The following is a 9,857-nucleotide window of genomic DNA, read 5'->3' as shown; positions in this document are numbered from 1 at the left end:
GGTTCATCGACGAAGCTCAGACTATTCCCAATTCCCAATATTTAATCATCATCTAACTTCAACAATTGTTCATCAAGATTTTGTATCCGTCCGCGCACAATTTCTTCTGAGAGAATTCGCTTCCGCATCGCCTCATTGAGCGCTCCTTTTTCTGCCAGCAGTAAACGGCGGCGAATGGCATCAAGTTTAGCACTGTTGCCAGTTTTGCCCTCTACATCATCAGGACGACGATTATATAGTTCCCGCAGTGTCTTTTCTGCACCAGCAATTCGCACTTGATAAGCTGAACGCATCTCTTCATAAACAGCTTTTGGTAACACTCCTGATTTCAACAAACTATCTAATTCATCTTGTGCTGCCTTACCTGTCATCAACTGGGCTTGCAATTCTTCAACCTGTTGTTGAGCTTCTGAAAATTTAGATAATTGTAAGCGTTTTACCACCCAAGGCAAACTTAAACCTTGTCCAACTAACGACACCAGCACACTACCAAAAACTAAAGCGATGAGAATATCTCGCCCTGGTAGTGTTGCAGGTAAACTCAATGCCAGAGCCATCGAGAGCGAACCTTTGATATTACCTAAAAAGAGTAAATGTTGCCAGCGCAACGGAATTGGACGGTCAATCAAACGAATCCCTGCTAGCAACGGATAGACTGTCAGAACTCGCCCAACTTGATAAGCTAAAACTGCAAATATAATTGCAGGTAAAGTTCTCCAGAGCGTTACCAAATCTATTTCTACACCAATCAGCAGAAAAATAAAGGTGTTGACAGTAAAACTGGCATATTCCCAGAAACTCAACAAAGTGATGCGACTAGAAGCAGAAGTATTCTGAGAAAGCCCTAAATTCCCGAAAATTAATCCCGCGACAACTACAGCCACCGCACCCGATACACCAAGAAATTGCCCAACCTGGAAAGTTCCTAATGCAACTGCAACTGTCAATAACAAACTGCTAAGGGGATCATCTAAACGGGCGAATACAGGTATGCTCAAGTAGCCCAAGACTAACCCTACAATGCAGCCTCCTAAAGAAATAAATAGCAGTTGTTGGATTCCCTCTATAAATGTGAGTGAACCGGTGGAATATACTTGCAAAATTAGGTTGAATGAAACTAGAGCAGCTGCATCATTAAATAAAGTTTCTCCTTCAACGATGGTGGAAAGCCGGGAGGGTACTGGTATTTCCTTGAAGACGGCAATCATGGAAACTGTATCAGTATTTGCCAGAATTACTCCGACAAATAACGCAGGTATCCAACTCAGCCCCAGCCCAAATTTTAATAAGGCGGCAATAATCCCACTGGAAAGCACAGCCCCAGGGCCAGCTAGCAGGGCAATTGGTTTAAAGGTGCTGCGTAAGCGGCTGACATCTGTATTAATGCCAGCTTCAAAGATGAGAATTGGCAGGAAAAGATTCAAAACCAAGGTTGGATTTAAACCAATTGGACGAGACAACAATTCAGTGATTGGCAAACCTGCTAATACTAAACCCGTCACATAAGGGATTCGCAACCGCCGGGATAGCAAAGCTACACCTGTAGCAAGCAGCAAAAGAATAATTGAAACTTTAACTAATTCGGTAACATCCACTATTACGTTTTAGAAAGTTAGTTTGACTTGACTGATAGTGTAAAAATACGTTTGCCCTAGCGAATGGAATAGAGCCTCCGGCACGCTACGCGAACGCGGCTATACAGACAAAACCCACCTCCGTGGGTTTCAATTCCTTTGAGTCCGCGTAGGCGGACTTTGTTTGTGTAGCCGCGATTTCTAATCGCCTGGTACATTTGCAAAGCTGAGATGCTCCCATAGATTCTCTCCTCATTCATGCCAAATAGCAACTTTAGGGTGTGGGTTCAGAACTTCTAATTTCCTCTACTTCACCAACTTCAAAAATTAGAGTGAATGGCTGCCCCATCTCTCGCTTGATAAATTGTTCTAATAATTCTACTTGCCGAGGTGTGACAGGTTCCCTTGCCCGGACACTCAAACGGACTTCTGGGGGACTTGTCAACCAATTGGTATTACTGTTAAGTAACTGCAATCGCCCAAAGGTGACAGTTCGATTCAATAATGCCCGTCGTAAGCTGGTTTCTAGTTGCGCTTGTCGTACAAGTCGGGCAAAGCTGACTCCCAAGGGAATTATCAGGATAGCTGTTAAAGCCATAGTCCAAATTAGGGGCCGACGGGCCCGCGCCATTGAAGTGTAACCTCCTACCACAAATGTCACCATACAGGAGAGGGCAATACCTAGCAAGTTGGTGAGATAAAGTAGGGTTGCCCCGAAACTGAGTGACCAATTCCCTTGTGCCAAGCCTAAGCCAATCACACAAACGGGAGGCATGAGGGCAACAGCGATCGCAGTTCCTGCTAAACTACCAGAGATTTTCGTTTCAATTTTGGCGTAACCACTAATACCACCAGCCACTACCGCAACTCCCAAATCTAACAGCGTTGGTCTGGAACGAGCCAGTACTTCACTACCATAGCTGGGAAATCTTACCAGCCAACCCAGAGTCCAGGCGATCGTCACCGCTAACAGCGTGCCCACTGCGACAGCAATTATTCCCTTGCGAAATAAGGTAATATCTGCCTGTAAAGCACCAAAAGCTAACCCGCGAATCGGCAACATTAGAGGGGCAATAATCATTGCGCCGATAATTACGGCCGCACTGTTAGATAATAAACCCAAAGTTGCGATCGCACAGGAGCTAATAATCAATATTATGTAAGCTGAGTCTAAGGCTGATTCTGCCAGCAAATCTGTTTGTAGCTGTTGGAGTTGTTCCGGTTGCGAACCCCGGCGACGGAAATTTTTAAAGCGGTCTCGAATGTTATTACCCAAGACCTTCCTCCTGAATGCTCGGTTATCTCTAATTAAAGTTTCTCATTGAACCGGTGTCATCTGAAAATAGTCAGATGATGATAAATGTAAAATTATACAAGGAATTTACTTATGGTGCTTGAATCAGCGATCGCCGAGGAAGTCATTACAAATAATCTTAAGCAGTTTCTGTTGGTACTTTCGGTATCTTTAGGTGTGGCGACACTACCGCAGGTATTTAGCTGGTTTCGCAATATTCCTTACACCTTGCTACTGGTGATTGTCGGGTTAGGTTTGGCGTTAGTCGATGTCCGTTTAGTAACCCTTTCCCCTGAATTGATTTTGTTCATTTTTTTACCACCGTTGTTATTTGAAGCTGCATGGAATTTGAGATGGGTAGAACTGAAGCGGGATTTAGTACCAATTTGCTTGTATGCGGTCTTTGGGGTGTTAATTGCGATCGCCGGGGTAGCGATCGCTCTCAATCAATTCATTGGTATTTCTCTGACTACAGCTTTACTCATCGCAGCCAGCCTATCTGCAACCGATCCTGTTTCTGTCACCGCTTTGTTCCGTGAACTGGGCGTAGATAGTCGTCTTGTCACCTTAATGGAAGGCGAAAGCTTATTCAATGATGGTATGGCTGTAGTTGCCTTTAGTTTTGTAGTGGCCTTATCTTTGGGAACTGTCGAATTAGAAGTCCAGCCAATTTTATTGCAGTTAATTACAGTTGTTGGCATTGGTATAGGGATGGGAGCTTTCATTGGATTTGGTATTTCTTACCTCACCCAGCGCTTCGATTTGCCCTTAGTAGAACAATCTTTAACTCTAGTTTCTGCCTACGGCACTTACCTGATTATCGAAGAATTAGGCGGTTCTGGAGTAATTGGAGTTGTCACCACAGGTTTGATTTTAGGCAACTTTGGCTCTCGTATCGGCATGAATCCCCGCACGCGGGTTATTGTCTCCGAATTTTGGGACTTTTTGGCGTTCTTTGTTAACTCCATTGTCTTCTTGTTGATTGGCGACCAAATACGCTTTGCTAGTTTGGGCGAAAACTTGCAAATCATTATGGTGACAGTAGCAGCAATAATTTTGATGCGGGGAGTTGCTCTTTTGATTCTCAGCCAATTGAGTACTACCATTACCAAATCGAAAATTTCTTTACCAGAACAAACTATCCTATGGTGGGGTGGGTTACGCGGTTCCGTTTCCATTGCCCTGGCATTGAGTGTATCGACACTGCTACCAGAGCGAGAAAAAATTATTGCAACAGTATTTGGAGTAGTTTTATTTACTCTCCTTGTTCAGGGATTAACCATTAAACCTTTGCTAGAAAAACTCAATTTGCTAGGTGATGCACCTTTGCGTGAGCAATATTTAGAATTCGTTGCCCGTCATGTTGCCTTAGAACGCGTTCTGCAACACCTCCAAGCAGACCAACGCCCTGGCATTGACCCAGAATTTCGCCGCTACCAGGAGACACTAATCAAAGGGGAACTTGCAGATTTACGGATAGAAATTGACAAATTACAGCTTGAGTTCCCCAACCTTCAGAGTTTTACAACGGAACAATTTCGAGGAGAATTACTGGCAATTGAGGCAGATACTTATGCAGAATTTGTCAAGTCTGGTAGGTTAAATAAGGAATTAGGATCTATGCTTGAGGATGTTTTGCAGAAAGAATAATCAACAATAAGGTTTACCTCTTACCGTCCATTTATAGGCTATTTTTGCTTAATCAATCAAAATTGGCCATAGGTCAATTTGTCAAATTTCCTTAAGATTTAAGAAAATATTGGTTAAGTAGGATTGCAAATTTATTTAATTCAGTGGTAAATAAATGGATATAATTTTCATGCGAATAAATTTCACTTTAAACTAACAATGATAAACAAAAAACTTATCAAATATACTTCGAGATTACCTTTACATTCTCCTTGGTTTATTGTCATTCTTTTTTCTTTTCTCGGTTTAATAGGTATTCTCAATCATTCGATGTGGCGAGATGAACTAAATCCTTGGCTGATTGTCAGAGATAGTAAATCTTTTGGAGATTTGATTGCAAATATTCATTATGAGGGACATCCTGTTCTCTGGTATTTTTCTCTGGTAATTCTGAGAAAAATAGTAGATAATCCGATTATTATGCAAATATTTCATTTAGCAATTACAGTTACTTCAGTTGCTGTATTATGCTTACATAGCCCTTTTAATTATAAACAAAAATTTCTGTTTTCCTTTGGCTTTTTTCCTTTTTATGAATATCTTTTAATTTCTCGAAATTATGCCTTTAGTATGTTATTCGTTTTTACATTCTGCACAGTTTTTTCATCCAGAAAAAAAACTTATGTTTACTTGGCAATTTTATTAGGTTTACTAGGCAATAGTAGCGCTTATGGTTTACTTGTATCATTCTCTTTATCATTGACTTTGCTAGCTGAATTTTGTTTTGATAGCGAACATCGCCAACAGTATTTTAATCAGAGCCAAAAATTCGACTTATTTTTAAGTATTCTAATTATCATATTTTGTTTTATTTCATCTGTTTATATTCTTACTCCCCCAATAGATAGTTATCTTCATGGTGGGTTAAATAATGGTTGGATAGTTCAATTAGATATCCGTCATTTCTTAAGGAGCATAGGTAGAATATTTGGTAGTTATTTATTAATTATTCCTGCACACAAAAAATGGATAGATTTAATTGTTTGTGCGCTCATTACTCTATTTATTGTAGTTTTAACTTTGCTTAAATTGTCTAAAAAGCAAATTCCTCTATTTTTCTATATTTTAGGTACTTTTGTGATATTTGCCTTTACATACTTGCGATTTATCGGTATGCCTCGGCACTTTGGACATTTATATTTAGTTTTGATAGCGGCTCTGTGGCTGGCAAGCTATTATCAAGATTCTCCAGTTTTACTCAACAAGTTTTCTATTCGCCCAAATTCAATTGCATTTGTAAACAAATGGCATCATATTGCTTTAATGCTGATTCTTTATATACAGTTCGGGGGAGGTATTTATAGTTTCTCAAGAGATTTAATTGTACCCTTCTCTGCTAGTCGGGAAACAGCTCAATATATTCAAACATCTGGATTAAATAATGAGTTTATTGTTGCCAGCAGAGATGCAAATATGGCTCCTTTATCAGGTTATTTAAATCGAAAGTTTTACTATCCTGAACTTCAAAGTATGGGAAGCTTTACACTTTTTAAAAAAGGTCGTAAAGATGTCGAACACGATGAGATATTAAGCCAAATTAATTCTTTACTCAAAAATCAAGATGAGCAAAAAAGAATTTTACTGATTTTAAATAAAAAACTAAATGTCAAGCGCAATGATTTGAAGATTGTTCCGATCAAAGATTTTGAGAGAAGCTGGGTGGATAATGAACGATATTATCTTTATTGGGTAGATGAAGCATAAAGTAGGAAAAAATAGACAAAGACGTTTTTGATGATCGGGATCTCCATCAGGGCGAATGCATCTAAATATTAATATGACTTACGCAAAGCTACACGCGGTAGAGTGAATTTATTAATTGCCTCTACCGGAAAATAAAGGTTTGGGCTATTTTTTGCGTAAGTCGTAATTGATAATGATTAATCCCCTTGCGGATGTTCATCCCACAAGGTTGTTATTTCCCGTAAACTCTGATGATTACCATTACCCAAAATCAGATGATCTAGTACCGGAATGCCCAAAAGCTGCGCCCCTGCTAACAACTGGCGCGTCAATTCTATATCTTCCTGGCTGGGTTCAAGGTTCCCAGAAGGATGGTTGTGGGCAACTATTACCCGCGTTGCACCTTGACGAATGACTTCCCGAAAAATATCACGCGGAGAGGCTAAGGTTTCGGTTGCTGTGCCAATGGTAATTACTTGCGTACCTAACAATCGATTCTTGACATCTAATAACACCACTGCAAAACGTTCTTGTGTCTGCCACATCAAATCTTGACTGAGGGTAGCAGCAGCAGCAAGTGGGCTATCAATCAATGTGCCATCGTTGGGTCGAGATTGAAAGGCGCGTTTGCCTAATTCAATTGCTGCTAAGATACTTGTCGCCTTTGCCGGGCCAACACCAGAAATTAGCATCAACTCTGCGGGGCTAACTTCTCGCAAAACCGCCAAAGGATCGCGTTGATGTTTGCCTAATTCACTCAAAATATATTGTCCTAAACCCACAGCAGACAGTTTCCCTGGCCCTTGACCAGTGCCTAGAAGAATTGCGATTAACTCTGCTGTGGCTAAAATTTTGGCTCCATGCGTCATTAATCGCTCACGTGGACGCTCATTTGTAGGTAAGTCGGCAATTCTGAGGCAATAGGTCATAAACTAAGAAAATCGTCACCACACATCAAACTATCCTTAGTTATCCCTCGTTTGCTGTCAAAATCATCTTTATTTGAGAAAATCTTTAATTTTAGGAAATTTTCTCTATTTCTGTACGTCTTACTCTCAATGCAATAAAGGTCAATAGTTAGACCTTAGTTTCTCTGTAGGGGCACAGTTACGAGGTTTTCTATGAGTGTTGAATGTTAGGCTAAAACCAGCTTCTCCATCAAATTAAACTTGATGCAGGAATACAGTACAAGGCAGAGCAATATGTATGTTGAAATTACTTGCTGATTAAAACTTTAATAGTACCATCTTACCAAATACTTGCCACAAGATTCGGCTAACATTGGATTTAGCTTATTAAGCTAACATACTTAAGATAGGAGATGAAATGAAGGTATTTATCAGCTACAGTTCTAAAGATAGAAAGTTAGCTTGGCGAATTGCTGATGCTCTGCGAAATGCAGATTTCCAAGTTTGGGACGATACTCAAATCTTCCCAGGCGATAACTGGGCAGAAGTTATTGCTAATGAGCTTAGAGAGTCTGATGCAATGGTTATTTTACTGACACCTAACTCAGTTGATTCTCCCTACATAAATGCCGAAGTAGGCTATGCTCTGGGCGAACAGGGCTATAAAGGTCGGGTAATTCCTGTCCTTGCTGCTCCTTCTGAAGAAATTTCCCAATTAGAAGTAGAAATTCCCTGGATTTTAAAGAAATTTGGGATAATTCACATATCAAATCTTGAGGACGATGAGGAAGGTTTGAGAAATATTACCCAAGCTCTCAAAAAAGCTGCTGCTTAACAGGAGTGGAGTCAAAAGACAGTCTGTCAAACATTTTTAATTGTGTTCAGAAGATAGATAAGGCGATCGCTTAAGGTAAATTACACATTAAATCCTTAAAGGAGATTGTCGATGCAACTTCTCGAATGTCCTTCGGTTGCAGTCATTGGCAGAGAAAATGCGGTTTACGTTTCTCAATTCCCAAAAATGATCCCAAATGAAGTTTTTCTTTCCCATTCAAGCCGAGATCAAGAATTTGTTTCTAAATTGGCAGACGTTCTACGTCGTCATCACATTCCTGTTTGGTATAGTAAAACGAATATCTTAGGCGCACAGCAATGGCATGATGAGATTGGAAATGCACTAAAAAGATGTGATTGGTTCCTTATAGTGCTCTCTCCAAACTCAGTAGATTCAATGTGGGTTAAGCGGGAGTTAATATTCGCCCTCCAACAGAATCGTTTTGAAAATAAGATTGTTCCAATTATCTATCAGCATTGCGATTATGAGCAGCTTTCTTGGGTGTTATCGAGCTTTCAAATGATCAATTTTCAAGAAGCTTTTGAAGATGGTTGTCGTGATATTTTACGTCTATGGGGTATAGGCTACCAAATACTTTAGTAATCGCCTTATTACAGACTCTAATTGAGAGAAGATGAGTATGATCCCATTGAAAGGCGCGTTTCTGCATCTGAGTTTGAGTAAGCAAAGTACGTAGGCGTAGCCCGTCGTAGACATCGCAAACTCTTAAACCCCTCCATCTTCCCTAATTACTGATGAATTTGCGTTGCTTTGAGCATGTGGTAGGTAATAACTAGCTGGGTGATAGCAAGAGGATAGCTTTGTAATGCCTCCCCAGTTGTACCAGCAATTTTACCCAGTTCGGGATTACTTTCGCGATCGCAAATATTTCGGAGATGAGGCATATCAGAACAAATAATATGCTCTAGCTTATTTACCTGTTCTAAGGTGGCATGACCATCAACTTCTAAGACATCCACAGGCTTACACATATCCCTGTCTAGTCCCAGGCGGATGGCTGAGTCAGAATTGCCATAACCAGAATTGGTAATTACAGTGAAATCTGGATGCGGAATTGTCGGACGCAGTACCAGCCGGACATTTAGGTGTCCATTGCTTTCGTCATCTTCATCAGTCGGTGGATAAAAACTAATGACTATATCAGACCATTGCCGTTGCGGACGGATAAACTGTGACGAGTCTGGTTCGCGTTTTTCTAGTTCTGCTAGCACCTGTTCAGGTGTGTAACCCCGCTTTTGGGTATCTCGCTTGACTTTCCACTTAGCACGTAACTCTTCAGGAGGTGCGAGGTAGACTTTTACATCGTAAGAATCACGGGCGGCACGAGTAGAATAACCAAGTAATCCTTCAATAATCACGAATTTACTAGGCTTGATATACTGCGGTGGCTCGAATGTGCCTGTTTTATGACTATAAACTGGTTTAAGAATTGGCTGCCCTGTGCGTAGCAACGATAGATGTTGCTGCATAATATCCAGGTGGTTGCAGTCCGGGTGGAGGGCAGTAATACCAATTTCTGCACGTTGCTGGCGATCGTAACGGTGGTAATCATCTGTACAGATGATTGTGACATTTTCTGGGCCAAGTGCCTGAGCGATTCCTCGCGTTAGTGTTGTTTTACCGGCAGCGCTGTCGCCGACAATACCAAGAATTATTGGACGGCTCATCATACCTCCCAGAATATAAGTAATGTTTATTAATACAATTTCCCTACAATAGTTTTTATTCTAGAAGGGTTTAGACCAGTAACTCAAGTAAACGCTTGGTATGCAATATCTCTACATATAGAATGTAGAATCTCCAGCGATCGCTCTGCTTATAATACCGAGTTGCATTTAAAAAAAATCATTGGC

At 40.6% G+C, this 9,857-nt stretch carries 8 protein-coding genes; 4 read left to right on the top strand and 4 right to left on the bottom strand.

Annotated features, from left to right (window positions below; translation table 11 throughout):
• Window positions 1-41: 41 nt before the first annotated feature.
• Both VB732_RS21320 and VB732_RS21315 read right to left on the bottom strand, forming a co-directional pair.
• Entirely contained in the window at window positions 42-1,595 is a 1,554-nt protein-coding gene (locus VB732_RS21320; protein WP_323232895.1) for a cation:proton antiporter, read from the bottom strand.
• A 253-nt stretch (window positions 1,596-1,848) separates the two neighbouring features.
• Window positions 1,849-2,850, bottom strand: a complete 1,002-nt coding sequence (locus VB732_RS21315) for a DUF389 domain-containing protein (protein WP_323232894.1) — start codon at window positions 2,848-2,850, stop codon at window positions 1,849-1,851.
• Between the two features lie 111 nt (window positions 2,851-2,961).
• Between VB732_RS21315 and VB732_RS21310 the strand changes: the two genes are divergently transcribed.
• Both VB732_RS21310 and VB732_RS21305 read left to right on the top strand, forming a co-directional pair.
• Complete coding sequence (locus VB732_RS21310; RefSeq protein ID WP_323232893.1) at window positions 2,962-4,518, top strand: sodium:proton antiporter; 1,557 nt, start codon at window positions 2,962-2,964, stop codon at window positions 4,516-4,518.
• A gap of 198 nt (window positions 4,519-4,716) precedes the next feature.
• Window positions 4,717-6,261 carry a hypothetical protein gene (locus tag VB732_RS21305; RefSeq protein WP_323232892.1) on the top strand — a complete coding sequence of 515 codons (1,545 nt, stop codon included), beginning with the start codon at window positions 4,717-4,719 and terminating at the stop codon, window positions 6,259-6,261.
• Between the two features lie 176 nt (window positions 6,262-6,437).
• On the opposite strand, the gene radC is transcribed toward VB732_RS21305, so the two are convergent.
• A complete protein-coding gene (gene radC, locus VB732_RS21300; protein WP_323232891.1) occupies window positions 6,438-7,169 on the bottom strand; it encodes a RadC family protein in 732 nt (243 codons plus the stop codon).
• A 397-nt stretch (window positions 7,170-7,566) separates the two neighbouring features.
• Between radC and VB732_RS21295 the strand changes: the two genes are divergently transcribed.
• Both VB732_RS21295 and VB732_RS21290 read left to right on the top strand, forming a co-directional pair.
• Entirely contained in the window at window positions 7,567-7,983 is a 417-nt protein-coding gene (locus VB732_RS21295; RefSeq protein ID WP_323232890.1) for a toll/interleukin-1 receptor domain-containing protein, read from the top strand.
• 111 nt (window positions 7,984-8,094) lie between these two features.
• Entirely contained in the window at window positions 8,095-8,583 is a 489-nt protein-coding gene (locus tag VB732_RS21290) for a toll/interleukin-1 receptor domain-containing protein (RefSeq protein WP_323232889.1), read from the top strand.
• Window positions 8,584-8,732: 149 nt separating this feature from the next.
• On the opposite strand, the gene VB732_RS21285 is transcribed toward VB732_RS21290, so the two are convergent.
• Complete coding sequence (locus tag VB732_RS21285; protein WP_323232917.1) at window positions 8,733-9,671, bottom strand: phosphoribulokinase; 939 nt, start codon at window positions 9,669-9,671, stop codon at window positions 8,733-8,735.
• Window positions 9,672-9,857 lie beyond the last annotated feature (186 nt).

The organism is Nostoc sp. UHCC 0252 (assembly GCF_034931145.1).
In the GTDB taxonomy this organism is placed as follows: domain Bacteria; phylum Cyanobacteriota; class Cyanobacteriia; order Cyanobacteriales; family Nostocaceae; genus Nostoc.
Note: the sequence above shows the minus strand (reverse complement) of the source record. Positions and strands in the feature narration are given on the sequence as shown.